General features: G+C 58.7%; 22 protein-coding genes. 17 read left to right on the forward strand and 5 right to left on the reverse strand.

The window, feature by feature from the left end:
* Nucleotides 1–34 precede the first annotated feature (34 nt).
* The gene (locus WBR25_RS00405) at nucleotides 35–1,234 is read left to right on the forward strand and encodes a 3-deoxy-D-manno-octulosonic acid transferase (protein WP_479749836.1); all 1,200 of its coding nucleotides are present in this window, start codon (nucleotides 35–37) and stop codon (nucleotides 1,232–1,234) included.
* Between the two features lie 43 nt (nucleotides 1,235–1,277).
* Here the strand turns inward: WBR25_RS00405 and WBR25_RS00410 are convergent, their stop codons facing one another.
* Complete coding sequence (locus WBR25_RS00410; protein WP_479749235.1) at nucleotides 1,278–1,817, reverse strand: hypothetical protein; 540 nt, start codon at nucleotides 1,815–1,817, stop codon at nucleotides 1,278–1,280.
* A gap of 299 nt (nucleotides 1,818–2,116) precedes the next feature.
* On the opposite strand from WBR25_RS00410, the gene WBR25_RS00415 reads away from it, so the two are divergent.
* The 6 genes from WBR25_RS00415 (at nucleotide 2,117) to WBR25_RS00440 (ending at nucleotide 7,417) form a co-directional block, all read left to right on the forward strand.
* Nucleotides 2,117–2,833, forward strand: coding sequence for a substrate-binding periplasmic protein (locus WBR25_RS00415; RefSeq protein WP_479749237.1), 717 nt, complete (start codon nucleotides 2,117–2,119; stop codon nucleotides 2,831–2,833).
* Nucleotides 2,834–2,893: 60 nt separating this feature from the next.
* Nucleotides 2,894–3,715 (forward strand): helix-turn-helix transcriptional regulator, encoded by an 822-nt coding sequence (locus tag WBR25_RS00420; RefSeq protein WP_139399884.1) that lies wholly within the window; start codon nucleotides 2,894–2,896, stop codon nucleotides 3,713–3,715.
* A gap of 40 nt (nucleotides 3,716–3,755) precedes the next feature.
* Nucleotides 3,756–4,391, forward strand: a complete 636-nt coding sequence (locus tag WBR25_RS00425) for a LysE family translocator (protein ID WP_100652235.1) — start codon at nucleotides 3,756–3,758, stop codon at nucleotides 4,389–4,391.
* A 57-nt stretch (nucleotides 4,392–4,448) separates the two neighbouring features.
* Nucleotides 4,449–5,579 carry an ABC transporter substrate-binding protein gene (locus WBR25_RS00430; RefSeq protein ID WP_236322930.1) on the forward strand — a complete coding sequence of 377 codons (1,131 nt, stop codon included), beginning with the start codon at nucleotides 4,449–4,451 and terminating at the stop codon, nucleotides 5,577–5,579.
* A gap of 390 nt (nucleotides 5,580–5,969) precedes the next feature.
* On the forward strand, nucleotides 5,970–6,626 hold the full coding sequence (locus tag WBR25_RS00435) for a DUF3313 domain-containing protein (protein WP_479749240.1): 657 nt from the start codon (nucleotides 5,970–5,972) through the stop codon (nucleotides 6,624–6,626).
* A 278-nt stretch (nucleotides 6,627–6,904) separates the two neighbouring features.
* On the forward strand, nucleotides 6,905–7,417 hold the full coding sequence (locus WBR25_RS00440) for a cupin domain-containing protein (RefSeq protein WP_479749242.1): 513 nt from the start codon (nucleotides 6,905–6,907) through the stop codon (nucleotides 7,415–7,417).
* Between the two features lie 101 nt (nucleotides 7,418–7,518).
* On the opposite strand, the gene WBR25_RS00445 is transcribed toward WBR25_RS00440, so the two are convergent.
* Nucleotides 7,519–8,019: a DUF1993 domain-containing protein gene (locus tag WBR25_RS00445; protein ID WP_111901569.1), complete on the reverse strand. Its 501-nt coding sequence runs from the start codon at nucleotides 8,017–8,019 to the stop codon at nucleotides 7,519–7,521.
* A gap of 311 nt (nucleotides 8,020–8,330) precedes the next feature.
* Between WBR25_RS00445 and ydfZ the strand changes: the two genes are divergently transcribed.
* From ydfZ to WBR25_RS00470, 5 genes are all read left to right on the forward strand, one after another.
* The gene (gene ydfZ / locus WBR25_RS00450; protein WP_005342516.1) at nucleotides 8,331–8,528 is read left to right on the forward strand and encodes a putative selenium delivery protein YdfZ; all 198 of its coding nucleotides are present in this window, start codon (nucleotides 8,331–8,333) and stop codon (nucleotides 8,526–8,528) included.
* Nucleotides 8,529–8,731: 203 nt separating this feature from the next.
* Nucleotides 8,732–9,169, forward strand: a complete 438-nt coding sequence (locus WBR25_RS00455) for a DUF2846 domain-containing protein (RefSeq protein WP_017788673.1) — start codon at nucleotides 8,732–8,734, stop codon at nucleotides 9,167–9,169.
* A 209-nt stretch (nucleotides 9,170–9,378) separates the two neighbouring features.
* The gene (locus WBR25_RS00460; protein ID WP_479749243.1) at nucleotides 9,379–9,909 is read left to right on the forward strand and encodes an REP-associated tyrosine transposase; all 531 of its coding nucleotides are present in this window, start codon (nucleotides 9,379–9,381) and stop codon (nucleotides 9,907–9,909) included.
* Between the two features lie 162 nt (nucleotides 9,910–10,071).
* Nucleotides 10,072–11,238 carry a DUF262 domain-containing protein gene (locus tag WBR25_RS00465; RefSeq protein ID WP_421258790.1) on the forward strand — a complete coding sequence of 389 codons (1,167 nt, stop codon included), beginning with the start codon at nucleotides 10,072–10,074 and terminating at the stop codon, nucleotides 11,236–11,238.
* Nucleotides 11,235–11,786 carry a HEPN domain-containing protein gene (locus tag WBR25_RS00470; protein WP_479749244.1) on the forward strand — a complete coding sequence of 184 codons (552 nt, stop codon included), beginning with the start codon at nucleotides 11,235–11,237 and terminating at the stop codon, nucleotides 11,784–11,786. Before WBR25_RS00465 ends, WBR25_RS00470 begins: the two co-directional genes overlap by 4 nt.
* A gap of 80 nt (nucleotides 11,787–11,866) precedes the next feature.
* On the opposite strand, the gene uvrD is transcribed toward WBR25_RS00470, so the two are convergent.
* The gene (gene uvrD / locus WBR25_RS00475) at nucleotides 11,867–14,038 is read right to left on the reverse strand and encodes a DNA helicase II (RefSeq protein ID WP_041209786.1); all 2,172 of its coding nucleotides are present in this window, start codon (nucleotides 14,036–14,038) and stop codon (nucleotides 11,867–11,869) included.
* A 507-nt stretch (nucleotides 14,039–14,545) separates the two neighbouring features.
* On the opposite strand from uvrD, the gene WBR25_RS00480 reads away from it, so the two are divergent.
* The 4 genes from WBR25_RS00480 (at nucleotide 14,546) to WBR25_RS00495 (ending at nucleotide 19,299) form a co-directional block, all read left to right on the forward strand.
* Nucleotides 14,546–15,544, forward strand: a complete 999-nt coding sequence (locus WBR25_RS00480) for a BMP family lipoprotein (RefSeq protein ID WP_005340803.1) — start codon at nucleotides 14,546–14,548, stop codon at nucleotides 15,542–15,544.
* An 85-nt stretch (nucleotides 15,545–15,629) separates the two neighbouring features.
* On the forward strand, nucleotides 15,630–17,213 hold the full coding sequence (locus WBR25_RS00485) for an ABC transporter ATP-binding protein (RefSeq protein WP_042079884.1): 1,584 nt from the start codon (nucleotides 15,630–15,632) through the stop codon (nucleotides 17,211–17,213).
* Complete coding sequence (locus WBR25_RS00490; protein WP_005357011.1) at nucleotides 17,213–18,331, forward strand: ABC transporter permease; 1,119 nt, start codon at nucleotides 17,213–17,215, stop codon at nucleotides 18,329–18,331. Before WBR25_RS00485 ends, WBR25_RS00490 begins: the two co-directional genes overlap by 1 nt.
* Nucleotides 18,332–18,333: 2 nt before the next feature.
* The gene (locus WBR25_RS00495) at nucleotides 18,334–19,299 is read left to right on the forward strand and encodes an ABC transporter permease (protein WP_005340795.1); all 966 of its coding nucleotides are present in this window, start codon (nucleotides 18,334–18,336) and stop codon (nucleotides 19,297–19,299) included.
* Between the two features lie 266 nt (nucleotides 19,300–19,565).
* On the opposite strand, the gene WBR25_RS00500 is transcribed toward WBR25_RS00495, so the two are convergent.
* On the reverse strand, nucleotides 19,566–21,557 hold the full coding sequence (locus tag WBR25_RS00500; protein ID WP_479749245.1) for a bifunctional 2',3'-cyclic-nucleotide 2'-phosphodiesterase/3'-nucleotidase: 1,992 nt from the start codon (nucleotides 21,555–21,557) through the stop codon (nucleotides 19,566–19,568).
* Nucleotides 21,558–21,903: 346 nt separating this feature from the next.
* Between WBR25_RS00500 and WBR25_RS00505 the strand changes: the two genes are divergently transcribed.
* Entirely contained in the window at nucleotides 21,904–22,845 is a 942-nt protein-coding gene (locus WBR25_RS00505; protein ID WP_479749246.1) for a hypothetical protein, read from the forward strand.
* 81 nt (nucleotides 22,846–22,926) lie between these two features.
* On the opposite strand, the gene mgtE is transcribed toward WBR25_RS00505, so the two are convergent.
* Nucleotides 22,927–24,351, reverse strand: a complete 1,425-nt coding sequence (gene mgtE, locus WBR25_RS00510; RefSeq protein ID WP_058056414.1) for a magnesium transporter — start codon at nucleotides 24,349–24,351, stop codon at nucleotides 22,927–22,929.
* Between the last annotated feature and the right edge of the window lie 130 nt (nucleotides 24,352–24,481).

The following is a 24,481-nucleotide window of genomic DNA, read 5'->3' on the forward strand; positions in this document are numbered from 1 at the left end:
CGATCACCAACTCCTCACCGGCGATCAGACCCAGATGCTCTACAAGGGTTACCTTGGGGCTTATGAGGGGGTCTGGCTCAGCTATGGCAATGCGGCGAGTGCGGTGGGTAATGTGCCGGGGAGCTTGTCGGCCTGGCTGATTGGCGGGCCGCTGCTGCTGTGGGATTCTCCCTATGCCCCCATGGTGTTGCTGCTGGCGATGCGGTTGGTCGGATTCCTGCTGTTTGATGCGGTGATCCGTCAGGTGTTTGATGACAGGGTGCGTCTGCTGTTTCTGGTGCTCTGCTGGCTCAACCCCTGGTTCCAGTACGAGAGTCTACTCTACAACCCCTCCTATCTGTTCCTTTTCTCGGCCATGCACTGCTGGTCGGCCTGGCATATGCGCGAGCGGGCCTCCTTTTGGCACATGATCGTTCACCTGCTGGCCATCGGTATGGCGATGCAACTGCACTACTCCTGGCCGCTGCTGGCGGTGATGTCCACCTATCTGTTTTGGCGCCGCATTCTCAAGGTGAGCTGGAGCGGGGTGGTGGTGGCTACCCTGCTGATCGGTGCCTCCCTGATCCCCTACGTGATGGAAGTGATGAGCAACAGCCACATCACCCAAAACGTCGATCCCGAGGCGCGCCAGCGCTATATCGGCTGGGGGCTGGTGCACGTCTATCCGGTGTTGAAATCAGTGCTCTACTGGCTGCGCTACGGCTCCTGGCTGTTTGCCAGCAAACTGGTCAATGACACCCAGTTCATCTGGCTGGCGGGGCACGAATACCTGCAGATGGCGGCAGTCTGGCTGTGGCGGGTGGTGATTTACGGGGTCGGCTCGGCGACCGTATTGCTGGCGGCCAAGGCCAACTGGCAGCTGTGGCGCGAACTCAAGCCGCGTCTGTTGCGTAGCGACCGCGCGCCAGTGGATGGTGAAAGCTGGCTCGGTCTCTATGCGCTGGCGGCAGTGCTGGCGGTGCTGGTGAGTGCGGCCCTCTCGCCCATCATCTTCAACTACTGGCACCTGATGCTGATATTCCCCTACGCCCTGTTCCCGATCCTGCTGTTACTGGTGCGCTGGAGCCGTCGTTATCCGCAGTGGGTTGGCAAGGGGCTGCTGGCAGCCACCCTGTTCTGCACCGCGGTCAACCTGATTGCGGCGTGCGACAGCACCAAGTTCTCCTATCAGGTGGACTACAAAACCCAGGTGCTGGAGTATCTGCAAGAGATGAAGCTGCAACCCAAGCAGTGAGTCATCCACGGCCAGCTCCCCGATCTCGGGGGGCTGGCTGTCACTATTCGAAACGGTCCATATGGGCGAAGTTTTTGGCTTCGGCAACCCAACCCTCACGCCCCTGCTTGTCCCGGATTTTTACCCACCACCGGTTCTGCGGTGACCGGCCGTATCTGATCTCTTTGCGCGCATAGTCATAATCGAGGATGTAGGTTTTGCCCTTGTACCAGAACAGGCTATTGCCTTCGCCCAGTCCGCCGAGGATATAAAGCGTTTCCCCTGCCTTCATATTCAACAGCGGCCCTTTGCCCTCTTTGCTGTAGCCCAGCTTGACCGATCTGAGTATCTCGACGATCCCCGGTTGTTCGGTAATGACGACCCCGGTCAGCCCTTCCACCTGCTGGCCGCGGGGTAGCCGGAACAGCGCTTTGGCCGTCAGGGATGGCTCGGCTCTGACGATCACCTCTTGCTTGGTGGTCCATGTCTTATAGGTGCAACCTTCAAACGGGCAGCGACCCCAGTCGTAATAGGGCAGGCGCGGCTTTTCATCAGAACTTACAGTCGCAGCAAACAACGACAACAACAGCAAAAACAGTCTCATGAATTTACCTGTCCGGCGGGGCGCTCACCCGCCGGTTTGATGAATGGGGCCGCACTATATCTCAAGAGACCAAAATCCATCAAAGCAGCGGAATTATTGATTTTCACCGCAATAAAACGGGGGCCCATTGGTCATGGGTGTAGGTGGCGCAAGAGGTCGAAGCGCAGCAGGAGCGGATAGCCCGCCCCTTTGCCTTGTGCCATGCTGATGGCTATCAGGGCATCGGGTCGGCACCTATGGGCATCTCTCGTTCGGGCACGCGTTTGTTATTACTGCTATCGGCACTTCTTCTCCCTCTTATGACCATCAGCCAAGCCGTGGCGATCAACGCGCCACTGCGGGGATGCGTCTTTCAGCTGGCGCCGCTGGTCACCATCGATCAGCAGGGCGAGGTCTCCGGGCCGGTGATCGACTACTTTCGCCGTCATATCGAACCCGCGATCGGGCGTATCATTGAGTGGCAGGGGCTCAATGTGGCGCGGCTGCTCAGCAACCTCGAGAGCGGCGAGTGCGATCTGACCCCGCTGCTGAGTTACAGTCCCGAGCGTGCTCGTCACTTTCGCTATATCGACCCCCACCTGTTGCTGCTGCGGCCAGTGCTGGTGGTACTGGTGCCATCGCGACTTCACTCGGTCGAACGGCAGGAAGATCTCTTCGGCACCACCATCGGCTGGTCGAGTCAGGCGATCGTGCCGCCGCTGTTGCAGCATCCGCAGATCCACATCGACACCCTCTCCCAGCTCAGCTGGGAGCATGGCAACATGCAGAAGTTGCTGCGCGGGCGCATCGATGCAGCGCTCTTCTCCAACGATATTTCCGCCAACCATTTTCGTGCCAAGCTCCCTGCGGCGACCCGCCTCATCTACCTGCCGGTCACCCCACTGCAGGTGCATATTGTGCTGAACAAGTCGTTGGGGGAAGGCAATCCCGAACTGGTGCAGCGTATGCGTCAGATGGTGGAGCGGGTGCCGCTCGCCTCGCTGGTGGAGTCAACCCCGCGGCTGTGGGGGCGTTGAGAGGGGGTTGCGTGCAATAATCTACAAGTCCAAGGCCCGCTTCTGGTGTATCTATAAGCCATGAGTACCACCGATTCCCTCATCCGCTACTGGCAATCCCCGCACCTGCCGGGGGTTGAGCTGTCACACTCCCACCACAGGGCGTTCAGCTACGGCCGCCATGTCCATCTCGACTACCATATCGGGCTGGTGCAGCGGGGTGGCCAGAAGTTTATCCACAAGGGGAACAGTCACCATCTGGTGCGCGGGGTGCTCTCTACCGTTAACCCGGACGAGGTGCACGACGGCCTCAGCCTGCTGCCGGAAGGGTACGAGGTGCGGGTCTTCGCCATCGATCCGCAGCAGCTGGCGCTTTGGCTGCCGGAGCAGCCGGAACCCTTCTTCGACAAGGGATTGCAGAGCCGCCCAGACCTCTATCAGGGCTTTGCCCAGCTGCACGGCTATCTCGACAATCCCAAGGCCGATGGCCTGCTGATCGAGAGCCAGCTGCTCGCCCTGCTGGGGGAGCTGCTGCATCTGGCCCCTGAGGTACACCAGCTGGCCGATCCCCAACTGCGATTCCTGCGCGACTACCTGATGGCCGCCCTCGACGAGCCCCACTCGCTGGAAGAGCTGGCGGGGCTGCTCGGGCTCGATCGTTTCGCCTTCCTGCGCCAGTTCAAGAAGCGCAGCGGCATGACCCCCTACGCCTGGCTGAAACGGCTGCGGCTGGAGCAGGGCAAACGGCTGCTGGCGAGCGGGATGGCGGTGAGCGAGGTGGCGCTGGCGGTCGGTTTCTTCGATCAGAGTCACTTCCACCACGGCTTTCGCCAGGCATTCGGTCTGACGCCCGCCGAATTTCGTGCCCAGATGCAATCTTTTACAAGCCGCGCCCCCCGCTGATCCGCCATGCTGGCTCTCCGTCGTTAAAGCGAGAGTTGTTATGCTGACCAGTCTGTTCGTTACCCTCGGCCTGATGCACCTGATTGCACTGGCCAGCCCCGGCCCCGATTTCGCCCTGATCCTGCGCACCAGCCTGCACCGGCCGACCGCCCTTGGCGCGGCGCTGGGCATCTCGCTGGCGATCATGGTGCACGCCACCCTGAGCCTGACCGGGATCAGCATGCTGATCGCCAGTCACCCGCTGCTGTTTATGGTGATCAAGTGCTGCGGCGCCCTCTATCTGGGCTGGTTGGGGTGGGGCGCCCTGATGGCGGCTCGGCAGCAGAGCAGTACCCTGATGGCCAGCGCCGCCAACGAGCTGCGCGGCTGGGGCAGGGGCGTGCGCACTGGCCTTGCCACCAACCTGCTTAACCCCAAGGCGCTGGTGTTCTTTATCGGTCTGCTGGCCGCCATGGTGACGCCAGAGGTGGATGGAATGACCCGCAGCCTGCTGGTGGGCGAGCTCTTCATCATCTCCCTCTGCTGGTTCGGGCTGCTGGCGTGGAGCCTCTCCACCGATCGCGCCCAGCGCCTGCTGCTGCGGGTGCAGCGGCCACTCAATCTGGTGACCGGCGTGCTGTTTGCGGTGGTCAGCCTCTCCATTCTGGCGAGCATGGGGGCCGAGCTGGTGGCCTGACGGGTGGGCGCATGGGCCTATACTCCAACAAGGTTTACCTGTCAGGAGTGCCCGGCCATGCGTCTACTGCCTCTTTGCTGGTTGTTGGGGATGACCCCGGCGCTGGCGGCCCCGGTTCAGCTCAAATTGCTGGAGTGGGGCTATCTGCCTGCGGGTTATGAACAACAGTTTGCCGACTACGCCAAAGCCCATGGGGTGGAGGCGACGGTCAGCCGGATCGAGCCGCTGCTGACCGATTTCGACAGCGTCTACCGCTCCCTGCGCACCCGCAGCGCCGATGTGGTGCTGCCGACCAGCTACTTCTACAAGGCCCATCACCAGCCGCTGTTCAAGCTGCTGCTCCCCATCGATTTCAGTCGCCTGCAGCACTACGCCGAGGTGAAGCCCGCCCTCAAGAACACCGAGTATGACAAGCAGGGGGAGCGCAACTACTCGGTGCCCTTCTCCTACGCCATGTTCAGCCTCGCCTATGACAGCAAGCAGGTGCCGCAAGCGCCCACCAGTTGGCAGGTGCTTGCCAACAGCTCGCCGCCAGGCCAGTTTGCCGAGTTCTGCGACCAGTTCGAGCCGCTGCTCTTTTCGGTGCTGCTCTCGCTGGGCAAGTCGCCCGCCCTGTTTGCCAGCGGCGAGATGCTGGCCGACAAGACCTTGCAGCAAGAGGTGGAGCAGCAGCTCTCGCAGCGGCTGCGAGCCAGTCGCGGCTTCTGGTTCAATCAGGCCAACCGCTGTGAGGATCTGCGCCAGCAGACCTTTGCCACCACCTGGGGGCTGGAGCTGGTGGAGTGCAACAAGCAGAACGATCAGCAGTGGCGGATCGCCATGGTGCAGGAGGGGGCCATCTATGCCCTCGATGCGATCTCCATCGCCCGCCATGTCGGGGATGATCCCGCACGGCTCAAGGCCGCCTACCTGCTGGTGGATTTTCTGCTGAGCGCGCCGCTGCAACGCCAGATGCTGGTGGGCACGCCCACCATCTCGGCCAGCAATATGGCCTCCCGGCCGCCCCTAAGCCCGCAGGAGCAGGCGGTGCTGCCGGATCGCCCGCTGCCGGAGTTTGACGAGCGGCTGCTGGTGCCCGCGTTGCCCGCCCATATCAAGAATCGCTACAAACGGATGGTGCAGCAGGCGATCGTCGCCAGCGGCAAAGAGGGGCTGGTCAAGCAGTGCCCCTGGGATCTGGATAACTGATGAATGAGCCTGCCGCTTCTCCGGCGGCAGGCAAGTTTGCGCAGGATGGCTGATGATCGGTCATCGCGCGTTCCAGGGCATTCCCCCGTTCAACTCACGCCGCCCGCTGGCTCGCATCGTTTGAAAAAACCGAGCGCTTTCCGCAGCCCCATTTAGCCGGATTAAACAACCGAACCCTCGCCAGACTGCCGCTCATACCCTGGCTGACCCTGTACAAAAGTGCCTCAATTGTGACAACTTGGATGTGAGCTGAACAATCCTGATCTGTTGCTTGTGGGAAGGTGATGAATAGGTTATTTCTCTGTGACATTGGCGGCATCCGGCACGGGTTCTCCAGCCATGTGGTGCGAAATCCACAGCAAAAACAAACAGTAAAATGCAGGAGCAAATATGAAAAAGGTCGTGATGGTTGCCGTGGCTGCGGCCCTTCTGGGTGGCTGCGCCGTCACGAATCAGGTATCCCACAGCTTGCAGGCGATCCCGCTGACAGCCTTCCAGCAGAGCGAGAGCAACCCCAATCAGCGTGTCTACAAGGAGCCGGGCGTTGACCTGCGCCAATACAATGAGGTGCTGCTCGATCCGCTGCAGTTTATCCGGCAGGAGAACGGCCAGTGGTATCTGCTGACCGCCAATGAACAGAACCAGATTGGCCGCTATTACCACGACAAGTTCCAGAGCGAGCTGATCAAGCAGGGCGTCAAGATCGCCACAGCCCCCGGCCCGAAAGTGATGCGGATCCAGGCCGCCGTCACCAACTTCGACCTGACCCGCCCCGACCCCAAGCTGCGTGACCTGCTGCCGGCCAAGATCGCCATCAACGTCACCCGCGAGGTGATCGGCAAGGAGCCCTACCTGCTCAAGGTGGGCAGCATGGCCCAACTGCTCGACTCCCGGAGCGGCAAGCTGCTGGTGCGGGTGATGGATGCCCGCGAGAGCACGGATACCACCCACAAGGATGAGCCCATCACCGCCGGGGAGATGGAGAAGATGATCGACCAGTGGGCGGCCAGCCGTGCCAAACAGCTGGCGGACAATCTGGGGAAATAAGAGCGGGAAATAAGAGCGGAATGTCAGCTTCAGAAAACGAGGGCAGACAAATCGAGAGAGGGAGCCAGCGGCTCCCTCTTTTTGTCTCCATTTTTGTCCGCACCGCTGCCGCTGGCATGGCCGTACAGCCCTTGCAGGATGGGAATTGACCCGCAGCCGAGTTCGTCTTTTCACCATCTGCTGCGAAGTGGGCTGACCGATTTCTGCTTTTCTCCGCCGCATTCAGGCAGTTAGGATGACCCTTCCCGTGACCGCATCCTCATAGAAAAGGAACCACTATGAATCGCCACCCCTGCATCAAACACTGGAGCGAGCTGCAAGAGCAGACGCCGCGCTACTACTCCGGCAGTCAGGAGCCCCTTTCTCGCGGCTGCGCCCTCGGCAAGCACTTCGGCTTTAGCCGCATCGGCATTCACCACGAGATCGTCGAGCCCGGCCATCGCACCAGCTGGCCCCATGCCGAAAAGACCGAAGACGAGTTTGTTCACGTGCTGGAGGGGACGCCGGATGTCTGGCTCGACGGCGTGCTCTTTCGCCTGCAACCGGGGGACTCGGTCGGTTTCAAGGCCGGTGACGGGCTGGCCCACGCCTTTATCAACAACACCGAAGAGACTGTCCGGCTGCTCTGCATCGGCGATACCGATCGGGAGGACAACCGCATCCACTACGCCGTGCATCCCGAGCGCAATATCACCCTCGGCAAGCTGCACTGGGATGACGTGCCCGCGCGCGAGCTGGGGGATCACGACGGCCTGCCCGACAAGCTGCGCGAGCGCAACGGCCCCTTCTAGGGCGCAGCCCTTCTGCGCACCAGCCCAGTGCCATCCGGCATAAAAAAGCCTGCCGCTTGGCAGGCTTTTGCTATCTGTTTGCCGCCAGTGGCGTGCAGCGCTTATTGCAGGTTGAGCCCGCCCAGATAGTCGCGCTTGCCGAGATCGACCCCGGCGCGGCGCAGCAGGGCGTAGGCCATGGTGAGGTGGAAGTAGAAGTTGGGAATGCCGTACTCATGGACGCAGGTATGGCCATCCATCCCCTTGCCGCCCGCCCAGTGGGGCACGTAACGGCCGCTGGCATACTGGCTGTAGTCTGCGTCCAGCTTGCCTTGCAGATAGCTGATGGTCTTGCCGAGATGGGCGCGCAGGTCCGCCATGGTTTTGGGGTCATCCCCCAGCACCGGCAGCTCGCTGTGGCTGGCGGTGGCGACCACGGCGCGGGCCGAATCGCAGCAGATCAGCACCTGCTTGGAGAGCGGTAGCATATCGACGATCAGCCGCTCGCCGAAGAAGTTCTCCACGTTGAACTGCTTCGCCGCAGCGTGGGCCTCGGCCTTGGCCAGACAGTGATCCAGATTGGTCAGCATCTTGATGAACTGGGCGGTAATGTCGCGATTCATGAGCACTCTCCATCTTGTTGAAACAGCGGCCCGCTTGCGCGGTCACGGTGAATGAGACTGGCTAATCGGCCACCAATATACCCCAACCGCTGCCGGGTTCGAGCCTGCCGCGACGAAAAGGGCAGGGCAGCACCACTGCGTGCGACAGCCGTTGGCCAAGGGGCCATGCTCGCTTTTTGAGCCTGCGAGTCCCTTATCATCCCTTTTTTGATCTGTGACATAAATCACCTTTTTTCAGGGGCGTAGGCTGAATGCCGTTGTCCTGGACACGCGCCTGCGCATTCGCCAGGACACAAGAAAAGGAGAATGAGATGAAGATCTATGACCGTAACCGCAATGTGCTGAACCTGGGTCAGCGCGTGATGATTGCCGCCACTGGCGCAGTCGATTTTCTGAAAGAGGCCCACACCGACAATATGACCCCCTATCAGGCGGAGCATGAGAAGTGCGTGCTGCTGGCAAACTCCGGTGAGCGCTACGCCCCCATCGAGTTGATTAGACTAGGCTGATCCCTTTCCCTGTCACCCTACTCTTTACAATTCACCCGGCCACCGCGCCCCATCTGGCGGCCGGGTTTCTGAGTTCCCCCCTTTATCCCACCAAATGCCGAAAAATTGAACCGGGTCACACCCCGACCGATTTGAGTGATTGTCAGCCAGCGCAGGCTCATGCGAACCTTTAAACCCCGTTAACCCACTAAAAAATAACGACTATGTTCAGGCAAATAATGATGAGTGCCGCCCTGCTGTCGGCGGCGCTGCTTTCTGGTTGTGCTTCCGTACCCATGGCCGATGCCACCGCAGACGCCCAGGCCAAGCAGTTTGTGGCGCCCAAGGATGCGGCCAACCTCTATATCTATCGCAACGAGACCTTCGGTGCCGCCGTCAAAATGCCGCTGCTGGTGGATGGTATGGCGGTCGGCGATACCGTGGCCCACACCTACATCCTCAAGCAGGTGACACCGGGCAGCCACACCATCACCTCCAAGTCGGAGAACGATGCCACCCTGACTCTCAGCACCGAGGCGGGTAAAAACTACTACGTCTGGCAGGAGGTCAAGATGGGCCTGCTGATGGCCCGCTCCAAGCTGAGTCAGGTCAGTGAAGAGGAGGGTAAGCAAGGGGTGATGGAGAGCAAGTTGGTCAAGTGACCAGAGGCTTTCACCAAAAACAAGGCGTAGCTCCACCAGTTACGCCTTTGCCCGAAAGTGGGTGTTCCAGATTTCCTGTCCATGTAGGTTCGATTAGCGAAGCGTAATCGGACGATCGCGTAAGTAACATCCGCATCATCACGGCCCGCAAGCAGATCGAAGTGAGGCAAGGCTATGCTTGGCTTTTCGGTCTCAACGAGGGGAAAGGGATGGCCAATTGGCGGCGGGCATGGTGGCCCGGAGGAACCTGGTTCTTTACCGTCAACCTGCTGGAGCGGCGCAATAACCGGTTGCTGGTGGAGCAGATCGACTTGCTGCGCCATAGCGTTACCAAGGTGCAACAGGCTCACCCCTTCGTCATTCATGCATGGGTGGTGTTGCCCGACCATCTCCACTGCATTCTCTCTTTGCCGGAAGGAGACACCGATTTCCCCCTGCGGTGGCGGTTGATCAAAAGCCACTTTTCCCGCGCCTTGCCGGTGAACGAGCGGCGCAGCCAGACGCGGTTACGTCACGGGGAGCGGGGCATCTGGCAACGCCATTATTGGGAACATCTGATCCGGGATGAGCAGGATTACCGCCGCCATATGGATTACGTCCATATCAACCCGCTCAAGCATGGTCATGTCACGCGGGTGGCCGATTGGCCGTATTCCACCTTCCATCGTTATGTGGTAAGCGGCGTCTATCCACCAGATTGGTGCGGGTCGGTGGATGGGGCGTTGGGGGGATTGGAGTAAACCCCTAACAGGATTGTTCCGTTGTAAGCGACCGATTACGCGAACGTCCGATTACGCTTCGCTAATCGAACCTACAGCTTTTTATTAAGTCGATGATCCATTGACCTATTCGACTCAGATGGGGCAATATATCACAAATTTAAATTATGAAAGGTAATATATATGGACGCCTACAATAATGATAGTTACACCGACGCTGAAGATGAAAGCTACCCAATAAATGAATTTCAACTTACAACAACACCTAATGACTTTAATATACTAACCATTATTTCATTTATAAAGTCAAAGGTATTCAAAATCCCTGCGTTTCAACGGCATTATGTATGGGATATCAAGAGGGCATCCAAGCTAATAGAGTCACTGCTAATTGGATTACCTATACCACAAGTCTTCCTCTATGAAAGTGGTAGAAATGAATTTTTAGTGATTGATGGGCAGCAAAGACTAATGTCACTTTATTATTTTGTAAGTGGCCGCTTCCCTAAAAAAGAAAAACGTTCTGAATTGAGAGATATATTTGATGCTCATGGCTATATTCCTGAAGAGATAATGGCGGATGATGAGTTTTTCCAAAAGTTCAATTTAAAATTAGATGGCGTATTTGAAGGGCAGGAAAATAGATTTCATGGAAAAAACTATGAAACGTTAGGCGACTATCAAATGACGCTTAATCTTGCAACCATAAGAAATATGGTGATAAAGCCAGTTGCTGGTGATGATGAAGATGGTGCCATGTTCGAGATCTTTAACCGTTTGAACAGTGGTGGTGTTAACTTGGCGCCACAAGAGATTAGAATGAGCCTATATCAATCACCATTTATTATTTCGCTATTGGAGCTAAATAAGAATGCAAGATGGAGAGCTCTCTTGGGGAAACCGCAGGAAGATCTGCGTCTAAGTGATGTTGAGGCTATTTTAAGAACTGTTGCGATGCTAGTTAACTCTGAGAGTTATAAAAGATCAATATCAGGTTTTCTTAATAGTTTTTCTAATCAGGCTAAGAAATTCACACCAGAAACCATTAAGCTCATTGGTGATTTGTGGGGGGCATTCATGGATGCATGTGAAGACCTTGAAGATAGCGATTTCGTTGCAGGATCTCATCGTTTAAGCATCACTCTCTTTGAATCTGCATTTTATGCTTCCTGTATAGATTCTTATATGGCGGAGACAGTAGCTGTAAATAAAATAACGAAGCGTTATATTTGGGACCTACGCAATGATGCTGACTTTATGCGTTACAGCACAGGGAAAACAACACGGAAAGAGTCTGTTCTTAAACGCTTAGAACGTGCTAAAGAAATATATAATAGGCATTACCAATGAATGATGGATTTGCGGCTATAGAATCAATGTATGAGGATTACATTGATAACTATAACTTCCTTCTTGGGCAAGGGATGATTAGCTTTGCGACAGAGTATAAATCCCAATTTTCAAAAATAATGGTTCTATCGGCAGCTAGTTTTTTTGAAGCGCGGGTAGTTGAAGAAATAAAAACAAACCTAAATCCAAGTAATTGTGAGCTAACAAAAGAATTTATTTCTAGGAAGGCACTTACAAGACAATATCACACATTGTTTAATTGGGATTCAAGTAACGCAAATCAGTTTTTCTCATTGATGGGGGATGGATTTAAATCGTATATGGCAACCAAAGTTAGGGAGTCAGATGAGTTGTCGTTAGCCATTTCTGACTTCATATCAATTGGACGTCTTAGAAATAAGCTTGCACATGAGAACTATGCCTTATTTCAAGTGAGTGATACAGCAGAGGAAATTTATAACAAATTTATAAATGCCAACAACAACTTTATTAATAGGTTGCCTGCTCTTATTGTAGAATATAGGGAAGGTCAGCAGACGATTACTTAATTGACCCTATATTCTATTGTAATGTTTGAAATAACCAACCCGGCCTAAGCCGGGTTGGTTGTATCAAAAGGCGGGAAAAATCAGAGCGCTTCCAATCTGGCATACGCCGTTACCAGCCACTTGGCGCCGACGTCGTCGAACTGGATCTGCACCCGGCTCTGCTGGCCGACCCCTTCGAAGTTGAGTACCACCCCTTCGCCGAATTTTGGATGGAGTACCCGCTGGCCGAGCTTGATGCCGCTGGCGTCAAAGCTCTGCTGCACCTCGTTCTGGCTAAAGCGGCCGTACTGGGTGGGGCGGCTCACCTGAGTGCGCAGCCGGATCTCTTCCAGACACTCGGCGGGCATCTCGCGGATAAAGCGGCTCGGCTTGTGGAACATCTCGCGGCCGTAGATGCGGCGGCTCTCCGCATAACAGATGTAGAGCTTCTCCATGGCGCGGGTCATGCCGACGTAACAGAGGCGGCGCTCCTCTTCCAGCCGGCCCGACTCCTCGGTCGATTGCTGGCTGGGGAACATGCCTTCTTCGACGCCGACCAGCAGCACCAGCGGGAACTCCAAGCCCTTGGCGCTGTGCAAGGTCATCAGCTGCACCGCATCGGCATATTCGTCCGCCTGATTCTCGCCGGACTCCAGCGCCGCGTGGGCGAGGAAGGCGGAGAGATCGCTCATATCCTCCAGCTCGTCCGGGCGCTGGTACTGGCGGCAGGCGGTGACCAGTTCGTCCAGGTTCTCTACCCGCGCCTGGGATTTCTCGCCCTTTTCTGCCAGATACATCGCCTTGAGGCCGGAGTTCTGGATGGCGATATCCGCCTGCTGGTGCAGCGGCAGCATGGCGACCTGCTCCTCCAGCGCGTCGATCAGCTCGACAAAGCCGCGCACCGCGTTGCCGGCGCGACCGGTCAGCACCTTGTCGTTGAGCAGTGCCTTGGCCGATTGCCACAGGTTGAGCCCCTGATCGCGGGCGTTGCCGCGCAGGATCTCGAGGGTGCGATCGCCGATGCCGCGGGTCGGGGTGTTGACCACCCGCTCGAAGCTGGCGTCGTCGCCACGGTTGTTGATAAGACGCAGGTAGGCCATGGCGTCTTTGATTTCCTGGCGCTCGAAGAAGCGCAAGCCGCCGTAGATGCGGTAGGGCATGGCGTCCTGCATCAGCGCCTCTTCCAGCACCCGTGACTGGGCGTTGGAGCGATAGAGGATGGCGCAGTCGGCCAACAGGCCGCCCTTTTCCTTCCAATCCTTGAGACGGCCGACCACGAAGCGCGCTTCGTCCACCTCGTTGAAGGCTGCGTAGAGGGAGATCGGCTCGCCTTCGGCCCCTTCGGTCCATAGCTCCTTGCCAAGGCGTTCGGCGTTGTTGGCGATGACGCTGTTGGCCGCTTTGAGGATATTGGCGGTGGAGCGGTAGTTCTGCTCGAGGCGGATGGTCTCGGCCCCCTGATAGTCGGTCAGGAAGCGCTGGATGTTCTCGATCTTGGCGCCGCGCCAGCCGTAGATGGACTGGTCATCGTCGCCGACGATCATCACCTTGCCGCTGTTGCCCGCCAGCATCCGCAACCAGGCGTACTGGATGCCGTTGGTATCCTGAAACTCGTCCACCAGGATGTTCTGGAAGCGGTCGCGGTAGTGCTCGAGGATGTGCGGCTTGTTGAGCCACAGCTCGTGGGCGCGCAGCAAGAGTTCAGCGAAGTCCACCAGACCGGAGCGATCGCAGGTCTCCTGATAGGTCTTGTAGATCTGCTGATAGGTGCGGGTGACAGGGTCGCCATAGAGGTCGATGTCGCCGGGGCGCAGCCCCTCATCCTTCTTGCCGTTGATGTAGCCCATCACGGCGCGCGGGGCCCAGTGCTTCTCGTCGAGGTTGAGCGCCTTGAGCACCCGGCGAATGAGACGGTACTGGTCGTCGGAGTCGAGGATCTGGAAATCCTGCGGCAAGCCCGCATCCAGATGGTGGGCCCGCAGCAGGCGGTGGGCGATACCGTGGAAGGTGCCGATCCACATGCCGCGCACGCCGTCGCCGATCACTTTTTCGACCCGGCCGCGCATCTCGGCCGCCGCCTTGTTGGTAAAGGTGACCGCGATGATGGAGAAGGGTGAACAGCGTTCCACCTGCATCAGCCAGGCGATACGGTGCACCAGCACCCGGGTCTTGCCCGAGCCGGCACCGGCCAGCACCAGCAGGTTGCTGCGGGGTGCCGCAACGGCATCTCTTTGTTTGTCGTTGAGCCCGTCGAGCAGGGTTGAAACGTCCATCACCACTCCTGTTTATTTATACAGGCGGGGATTATACGGCCATCCCCCCTGCCAGACCAAATCCAAACTCGGGGGGAGGGGCGAGATGGGGACTTGCAGGGGCGCCGATGCGGCCAATTTTGGCTAGCACAGAAAGAAGAGGGGGCTGAGGTTCCCAGCTGTAGCCAACTCTTGCTCGCGCGGTTTGTGGGGATTTTGCGAGCCGGATCACGGGCTTGCCGGGGGGCTGGATGAATAACAGGGGAAAACGGTTTACAGTAACTTGCTGAACAATAAGAGAAATGTCGTTTGGGTCTTTTGGTTGTTAGCATAAAAAACTGAAAAGTAGCTAAAAAACAACTGCTTATAAGGTTATTTGCTTAGAATTCAAACCGTTAACGCAAACGTTTTTCCCTTATCATTTGCTTGACCCGCATCGGGGCTGACTTAGAGTAAGCCTGCGTGCTAGATAGCCTGCTCTGACAGGCAAGCAAGTTCCCTCACTTAATAACAATCAAGGATACGATCGTGACTAAAGTGCTCAAGCTGGCCACTGTGGCCTCCCTCACTCTCGCTGCTCTCTCTGCTCAGGCTGCTTCCGAGCCAGCCGTCATTTATGACACCGCGGGCAAGTATGACAAATCATTCAACGAAGCCGTGTTCCGTAACGGCGTCGAGCTCTACAACAAGGACAAGGGCGTCAAGGTCAAAGAGTTTGAACCCCAGAACGAAGCCCAGCGCGAGCAGGGTCTGCGTCGTCTGGCCAGCCGTGGCAACGGCCCGATCGTGGCGGTCGGTTTCAACATGGGCTCTGCCGTCGAGAAAGTAGCGACCGAATTCCCGAAAACCCAGTTCACCATCATCGACATGGTGGTCGACAAGCCGAACGTCCAGTCCGTCATCTTCAAGGAGCATGAAGGTTCCTTCCTGGTGGGCGCGCTGGCTGCCATCGCTTCCAAGAGCGGCAAGGTCGGCTTCGTGGGCGGCATGGATATCCCGCTGATCCGCAAATTCCAGTGCGGCTACGAGCAGGGTGCCAAGTTCGTCAATCCGAAGATCGAAGTGTTCCAGAACATGGCGGGCTCTACCCCGGCCGCGTTTGCTGACCCGGCCAAAGGTGCCGAGCTGGCCAAGTCCCAGTTCGCCAAGGGTGCTGACGTGGTTTACGCCGCAGCTGGCGGTACCGGTATCGGTGTCTATCAGGCAGCCAAGGACAGTGGCAAGTTCGCCATCGGTGTGGACTCCAACCAGAACCACCTGCAACCGGGCACCATGCTGACCTCTATGGTCAAGTCTGTGGGTCTGGCCGCTTACCAGACCTGGGATGACGCTGCCAAAGGCGAGTGGAAGCCGGGTATCAAGAACCTGGGTCTGGCCGAAGGCGGTGTGGATTGGGCTCTCGACAAGGACAACGAGAAGCTGATCACCCCGGAAATGAAAGCCAAGGTGGATGCCATCAAGGCTGAAATCATCGCTGGCAAGGTCAAGGTTCATGACTACATGAGCGATAACACCTGCAAATACTAATTAGATAGCTGCTACGACTCTCAACGCACCACCGGCCCGCACGGGCCGGTTTTTAGTCTTATTTCATGAAACGCAGGGCTGCATCATGGACCAGACAGATCGCTATGCCATCGAATTAAGAGGTATCGATAAGCGGTTCGGCGAAGTGTACGCCAACAAGCTGATCGACCTTAAGGTTCGCAAAGGCAGTATCCACGGCATTGTCGGCGAAAATGGCGCCGGTAAGTCCACCCTGATGAGCATCATTTATGGTTTTTACCATGCCGACAAAGGCGAGATGCTGATCGACGGGAATCCTTTCAAACCCCATGGCTCACAAGATGCGATTGCCGCAGGCGTGGGCATGGTTCACCAGCACTTCATGCTGGTCAACAACTTCACCGTATTGGAAAACGTCATCCTCGGCGCTGAGAACGGCTGGCACCTTCAGCAGAGCGTGGCGTCAGCCGAAAAGCTGCTGGGCGAACTGGCGCGGGATTATGGCCTAGACGTGCCGCTGCACGAGAAGGTTGAAGATCTGCCGGTTGGCTTGCAACAGCGGGTCGAAATTCTCAAGGCGCTCTATCGCGGCGCCCGCATCCTGATCCTCGACGAGCCGACCGGGGTACTGACCCCGCAAGAGGCGGATCACCTGTTCGAGGTACTGAAAAAGCTGCGGGATCAGGGGGCAACCATCATCCTTATCACCCACAAGCTGCGGGAGATCCTGGCCATTACCGATCAGGTCTCCATCATGCGCCGTGGCGAGATGGTGGCACACGTCGCCACCAAGGATACCGACAAGGAGCAGCTGGCCGAGCTGATGGTGGGCCGCAAGGTGCGCCTCAAGGTCGACAAGGGGCCAACCCAGCCCGGTGAAGCCAAGCTGAAGATCGAAGGGCTCAGCTACGTCGATGCCAGCAAGGTGGAGCGGGTCAAATCGGTCAGCTTCGAGGTGCGGGCCGGTGAAGTGGTCGGCATCGCCGGGGTCTCCGGCAACGGTCAGTCCGAACTGCTCAGCCTGCTTGGCGGTATTCTCAAGCCGAGCAAGGGCGGCTTCACCATCAGCAGCCGCAGCGGCGTGCACAAGGTGAGCGCAGAGCACCCGGCCGATCCGGAGCTGGTGCGCAACTACGGCCTCGGTCATGTGCCGGAAGATCGCCACAAGATGGGGCTGATCAACCGCTTCGAGGCGAAAGAGGCCTTCATTCTCGGTTATCACCGTCGCCCGCAATACAACAAGGGTTGGCTGCAGAACAAGGAGGCGATCCAGCAGGATTGTCAGGCCAAGATGGAGAAGTGGGACGTGCGCCCGCCCCATCCCGATCACAAGACCGCCAACTTCTCCGGTGGCAACCAGCAGAAGCTGGTGATCGCCCGTGAAGTGGAGCAGGACCCGGATGTGCTGTTGATCGGCCAGCCGACCCGCGGGGTCGACATCGGTGCCATCGAGTATATCCACCAGCAGATCATCGCCATGCGTGACAAGGGCAAGGCCGTCTTGCTGGTCTCGGTGGAGCTGGACGAGATCATGAGCCTCGCAGATCGCATTCTGGTCATTGCCGATGGTCGCATCGTCGGCGAGCTGGATGGTGCCAAGGCGGATGAGCGCACCATTGGTCTGATGATGGCGAACATAGTGCCGGACGAAGTTGCTGGCGTGTCTGGCGTAGCCAAGGAGGCCCACTGATGAGCCAAGTACGTATTCCTGCCTGGGTCTCCGTAGGCGTCTTGTCTGCGGTCAACATCCTGCTGGCCTTCCTGGTGTCGGCCATTCTGTTTTACTACCTCGACATCAACCCGGTCGATGCCGCCAAGATCATGTGGTACGGCGCGTTCGGCACAGGTGAAGGGGTCGGCTTCACCCTCTACTACGCAACCGGTTTTATCTTTACCGGTCTGTCGGTGGCGGTCGCCTTCCACGCCGGTCTGTTCAACATCGGTGGTGAAGGTCAGGCCTATATCGGCGGTCTCGGTGTCGGTCTGGTCTGTCTGATGCTCGGCGATGTGCTGCCGTTTGCCCTGCTGTTGCCGCTCTCCATTATTGCCGGTGGTCTGTTCGGTGCGGCCTGGGCCTTTATTCCGGCCTGGCTGCAAGCCAAGCGCGGCAGCCATATCGTGATCACCACCATCATGTTCAACTTCATCGCCGCCTCGCTGATGGCCTATCTGCTGGTGGAGGTGTTCAAACCGCCCGGTTCGATGGCGACCGAGAGCAAGGTGTTTGCCGAAGCAAGCTGGCTGCCCAAGATGAGCGGGCTGGCGAACCTGTTCGGGATGGAGATCCCCAACAGCCCCCTCAATATCAGCTTCTTCTGGGCGCTGATTTGTGCGGCGCTGGTGTGGGTCTTTATCTGGCACACCCGCTGGGGTTACGAGATCCGCTCGGTCGGGGCCAGCCAGAGTGCCTCTGCCTACGCCGGTATCTCCTATCCCAAGGTGGTGATCCTGGCGATGGTGATCTCCGGCATGCTGTCGGGCTTCTTTGCCCTCAACGTGCTGCAGGGTGAGCTGCACCAGATCAAGCTCAACTTCGTGGAAGGGTTCGGTTTCACCGGTATCGCGGTGGCGCTGATGGGGCGCAACCACCCGGTCGGCGTCATCATCGCCAGCCTGCTGTTCGGTTTCCTCTATCAGGGGGGCGCCGAGCTCAGCTTCGAGTTCGGTGTCGACCGCAACATCGTGGTGGTGTTGCAGGGTCTGGTGATCCTGTTCTGTGGTGCCCTTGAGCACATGATGCGTCCGCGCATCGAGCAGCTCTATCTGGCGTTTGCCAACCGCTCAGCCGCGCAAGCTAAAGGAGTCTGATCATGTTTGAAATTCTGATCCTGATGCTGGATGCGACCATTCGTACTGCGCCGCCGCTCATTCTGGCGGCCATGGCGGGTATGTTCTGCGAGCGCTCCGGGGTGGTCAATATCGCGCTGGAAGGCAAACTGCTGGCGGCGGCGTTCGCCAGTGGTGCGGCTGCGGCGGTCTCCGGTTCTGCCTGGGTAGGTCTGGGGGCCGGGGTGGGTGTCTCCATCCTGTTTGCCCTGATGCACGGCTTTGCCACCATCACCCACCGCGGTGATCAGGTGGTGAGCGGCATGGCCATCAACATTCTGGCGGCCGGTCTGACCGTGACGCTGGGTCGTTACTGGTTCGATCAGGGTGGCCAGACTCCGGCACTCTCCGGTGATGCCCGTTTCGCCCCCATCGATCTGCCCTATGCCAAGGAGTTGTGGGATGTGCCGGTGATCGGCCAGCTCTACAGCGAGCTGCTGAGCGGCCACTCCCTGCTGGAGTATGTGGCGTTCGCCTGCGTGCCGCTGGCCTGGTGGGTGATGTTCCGTACCCGCTTCGGTCTGCGGCTGAGGGCGGTGGGTGAGGCGCCTGCAGCGGTCGATACCGCCGGTATCTCTGTGGTGCGGATGCGCTACACCGCGCTCCTCATCGGCGGCCTGCTGGCCGGTATCGGTGGCACCTATCTGGCGGTGGCCCAGACGGCTCAGTTCATCCCCAACATGAGTGCGGGCAAGGGCTTTATGGCGCTGGCGGCGCTGGTGTTCGGCAAGTGGCGCCCCTGGAATGCCATGGCCGCCTGCCTGCTGTTCGGCTTCCTCGATGCGGTCGCCATCCGCCTGCAAGGGGTCAGCATCGGTGGCTTCGCCATTCCGGTGCAGGCCATCGAGGCACTGCCCTACATCCTGACCGTGTTCCTGCTGGCCGGTTTTATCGGCCGTGCGGTGGCCCCCAAGGCACTTGGTACACCTTATGTGAAGGAGCGGGAGTAGCGCCCTTTATCGCGATACTCCCGATCACGCAAATAACTGCAGGCCCACTTCGGTGGGCCTGTTTTTTTATGGGCGGGATAGGGCAGACCAGCCGGGATCTGGATGGTTCGACAGAGGGAGGCGATGGCGTGAAGGGATAAAGGGGCTGCGCGAGTTGCCGCAGGTAGCGGCTGGCTTACAGGTGCATATCCCGCTGCCAGTACCATTAAAAACCCCCTCTTATCAGGAGGGGGTTGCACTGGTTATTGCCGGATTAACCCTGAGGTTCAGGGTGCCAGCACCAGCTTGTAGACGCCAAAGCCGGGGTGTTTGGCATCGGTGGGCGGCAGGGTCTCCACATAGTTCAGCTTGCCACCGGTCAGGGCTTGCGCCTCGCTGCGTGGCGAGCTGTAGATACGCAGATCCAGATTGGCGGGCAGGGGGGCCAGCTGCCAGTTGTTGTCTGCCGGTGGCTCGAAACCAGCCGGATTCTTCTCTGCCAGATCCTTGAGGTATTCGGAGAGCACTTCGCGGGTTTCGAACTGATCTTCATGGACGATCACCTTGGCGTTGATGCCCGGGAAGTTGCCACCACCGCTGGCGCGGTAGTTGTTGGTCACCACGTAGAACATCTGGGCCGGGTCGATCGCCTTGCCCTGATAGGTGAGGTTGGTGATGCGATAGCTGTCGCTCACCTTGTTGCCATCCACATCGTAACGGGCGGGTTTGGTCACATCGACCTGATAGTTCACCCCGTCGATCACGTCGAAGTTGTAGGTGCGGTACTTCTCGTTCACCAGCCACTGGGTGGCGGTGCTGGCGGCATCGATCTTGTTGAACTGGACGGCGCTCTTCTCCAGCCACTCCTGTACGGTCGCGCCATTGATGGCGACCACCTGCAGGGTATTGGGGTAGACATAGAGGTCGGCCACGTTGCGCAGGGAGATATCGCCAGCCGGTACATAGGTGAAGTCGGTCGGGCCGTTGCGACCGCCACGGAATGGCGCGGCGGCGGAGAGGATGGGCCATTTCTCCTTGAGCTGACCATCTTGTTGCAGCTTCTTGGCGTGCCACAGCTGGGCGTCGCTGACGATCTGGATGGAGGGGTCATCCTGTACCAGCGCGAAGAAGCTGTGGATCGGCTTGGTGATCTTGCTGAGGGGCTCGTCCAGCCACTGGTTGGCCTGCTCGTGCTCGGCAATGACCTGATCGACTACCGCCTGATCTTCGGTGCTGCTGGCGCTGCTGTCGATTTTGCGCAGCTGGGACTGGCTGGAGGCCACTTCCCAGCGACCCTCTTTCCTGGTCATGTGCAGGTCGATGATGCCAAGGTGGTTACCCCAGACGCCCGGCATCACGGTCGGTACGCCCGCCAGGGTGCCTTTCTCGTTGTCCACGTCGGTCATGTTGGGGTAGTCACCCGGGAAGGTGCGGTGGGCATGGCCCAGCAGCAGGGCATCGACCCCTTTCACTTTGGCCAGCGGCAGGGCGGCGTTCTCCATCATGGGTTCGCGCGGGTCACCTATGATGCCGGTGTGGGCCACGACCACGACGATGTCAGCGCCCTTGGCGCGGATTTCGGGCACATAGTGCTCGGCGGTCTCGACCATATCGGCCACCACCACCTTGCCTTCCAGATTGCGCTTGTCCCACTGGGTGATCTGGGGCGGAGTCAGGCCCAGCACCCCGACCTTGATGGTCTGGGTATTGCCGTTGGCATCCTTCACCTGACGATCCAGCACCACATAGGGTTTGAACTTCTGCTTGCTCCAGTCGATGGTGCCCTTGCCATCACGACTGAAGGCATCGGCCTGGAAGACGTTGGCGTTGATGTAGGGGTAGTTGGCCCCTTTCAGGGTCTCTGAAAGGAAGTCGAGACCGAAGTTGAATTCGTGGTTGCCCAGGTTGCCGACATCATAGCTCATGGTGTTGAGCGCCTTGATGGCGGGGTGGGTCTGCTTGCTCAGCCATTGCTGTTTGACCTGCTGGTCGTGGATATAGTCGGCCAGCGGGGTGCCCTGGATCAGGTCGCCGTTGTCGATCAGCAAGTTGTTGGCGTTCTCTTCGCGGGCCTTGCGGATCAGCACAGCGGTGCGGGCAAAGCCCAGCGAGGCATCCGGCTTGTTCTGGTAGTAGTCGTAGCTCAGCAGGTTGGAGTGGATATCAGAGGTTTCGATCAGCCGCAGGGTGAGATCACCGGGGGCCTGAGAGTTGTTGTCATCACAGCCGGACAGCAAAAAGATAACTGCCACCGCGCTCAGTTTGAGGGTGGTTTTCATTGTTGGATTCTCTTGTTATGGGTATGCCAGCGTGGTGCATTCTATCGACAGCAAAAGAATCCGATTGTGAGCAGGCTGGCAATTCGGGCTAATTACCCTCCTGTTAATAGAGTTATGACTCTGATTTTCATCTGTTTTTTGGTTCGCTACCCTCGCTGCTTTTCCGCCGTTAGTCACCTGTCGTTACCGCAGTGCGGTCGGGGCAAGCTGCGCGGCCTGCCGCTCCTGCGAGGCTGTAATGGTTGGTTACAGATCTCCATTCGACTGATAGATGACCTTTCCCTTAAATTCAGCGGCGATTGATTGCATCTAAAAATTACAAAGCGACAGCAAGGAATAAAACTTCATGAAAATGCACAACAAAGCGCTGCTGGCCATCGCCTGCGCTGCGGCCCTGTCTGCCTGTGACAGCGAAAAAGTTGCCAACAGCATCGCCAAGCGGGTGCCACTGGCCCTGCCGGAGGCGGGTCTTTACCAAGCGAATCTGATGAGCCGCGACGGCGACAAGGCGACGCCGCGCATGATCAAGGATCTGGATGGTCTGGCGCTGGTCTACCCGAAGGGTGAAACCGTGCAGCACTGGGGTGTCTGGGTGGATCATCAGGTGGGCAAGGTCGAGACCAACAGCCAGTGGCTGGGTCAGGCTGACCAGAAAGCCGACAAAGACGGGATCTACCCGGTGCAGTTGATCCGCAACAGCGAGCGACTCGGCACCAGCACGGCGCTCAGCTCGGTGACCAACGACCACAACCTCATCACCTTCCAGGATCAGCCGGTCATCGATCTGCAGGGCAAGGAGATCAAGCGCTGGGTTTTTGATTTCACCCGGACCGGCACCAAGTTCTCCGACAACTCCCCCATCTATTCCGGTTTCAGCGGTCATGTGGCGGTGACGGCTCTGACCACCAAAGCGGTGACCACGGCCAGCTGGAGTGCCACGGGCAGCGATGGCTTCAGCAGCGACATGGTGGGCAAGGTGGATACCACCAACAACGGTGGCAAGCTGACGGTGGCGATCGAGTTTCCGGCGGCAGGTTGTACGCTGGTGGGCGAGGGGAGTGCGACGGCCGGGTTGAGCAAGCTGACCATGACCGGGTTTGGCAAGTGCAACTTCAAGCAATCCGCTGCCGCCACGCCGATCGAAAACCTCTGGAATGCCGCTCTGGCCCGGGCGATGGATAACCGCGTCGCCTATGTCACCACCTTTACCACGGATGCCAAAAAAGAGGCGCTGGTCATCGGCTTCCCCGACACCAATGGCCTGCTGATCACCGCTGACAAGCGATAAGCAGCCCAACGGCAGGGGCGGGCAAACGCGCCTGAAACAACAAGGGAGCCAGTGGCTCCCTTGTTGTTTTCAACGCACGGTTTACAGCAGGAACAGGGTCGCCAGCCCGAGGAAGATAAAGAAGCCGCCGGTGTCGGTGATGGCGGTGATCATCACGCTGGCACCGACTGCCGGGTCGCGGCCGAGGCGGGTCATGGTCATGGGGATGATGACCCCCATCAACGCCGCCACCAGCAGGTTGAGCATCATGGCCAGGGTCATCACGGCGCCGAGCGCCGCATCCTGATAGAGCAGATAGGTGGCGATGCCCATGGTGCCACCCCACACCAGCCCGTTGATAAAGGCGACCCCGAGCTCCCGCAGCAGCAGGAAGGAGAGGTTGCCCGCCTGAATGTGCTGCAGCGCCAGCGCCCGCACTATCATGGTGATGGTCTGGTTGCCGGTGTTGCCGCCGATCCCGGCGACGATGGGCATCAGCGCCGCCAGTGCCACCAGCTGGGAGATGGTGTGCTCGAACAGGCCGATCACCCGCGAGGCGACAAAGGCGGTACAGAGGTTGATGGCAAGCCAGGCCCAGCGGGTCTTGACCGCCTTGGAGACAGGGGCGAACACATCTTCATCCTCGCTGATACCCCCCATCCGGCGCAGGTCGGTGTCACTCTCCTCATAGACCAGATCCACCACCTCTTCGACGGTGAGGCGGCCCATCAGCTTGCCCTTGCCATCCACCACGGCGGCGGAGAGCAGGTCATCCCGCTCGAAGGTGCGGGCGGCCGCTTCGTCGTTATCCTCCGGATCGAAGGTGACCGGATCCCGCTCCATCACGTCGCTCACCAGGGTGGCGGGCTTGTGCAGCAGGACAGTGGTGAGGGCCAGCTCCCCCAGCAGGTGGTTGCGCCGGTCGATGACGAACAGCTTGTCGGTGTTGGCGGGGATCTTGCCGCGCAGCCGCAGATAGCGCTGCACCGTGGCCAGACTCACCTCGGGGCGGATGGTGATGATCTCGAAGTCCATCATGGCGCCGACGGTGTGCTTGCCGTAGCGGATCACCTCCCGCACCCGATCCCGCTCGGCGGGGGCCATATAGGTGAGCAGCCGCCCCATCAGGTTGCGGGGCAGGTACTGGCCCAGATAGATCTGATCATCGATATCCAGGGTGCGCAGAGCGTGCAGCAGCTCCTTGTCGCTCATCCCGCTGATAAGGCTGTCCCACACCGTCTCCGACGCTTCGACCAGGATCTGGCCGCGCTTCTCCTCCTCCACCAGTGCCCACAGGGCATGACGCTCATCGGGCGGCAGCGATTCCAGCGCGTCGGCGACGTCGGCGGCGGGCAACCCGTTGACCAGCGTTGTGAGTTCGCTGGTCTGATCGCGTTGCTCGGCATCCTGCACCACCTGCGGATCGAGCAGGCTGTCGGTGAGGGCATCATCGCGCAGCAGCAGGGTGAGAATGCGGGATCTGTCATCCGCGCGCTGCCGGGCGCTGTTCTTGATGGGAAGAGACATGGGATGAATTCCTGAGATGGTAGCCAAGGGCTCAATGCCCATAGGATACCAGACTTAAAACAACAGGTTATGACCGTGATGGGAGAAGAGGGAGGTAAAAGTGAGGCCACCTGCTGGTGGCCTCATGGTG

The sequence above is a fragment of the Aeromonas sp. MTB genome, from assembly GCF_056632455.1.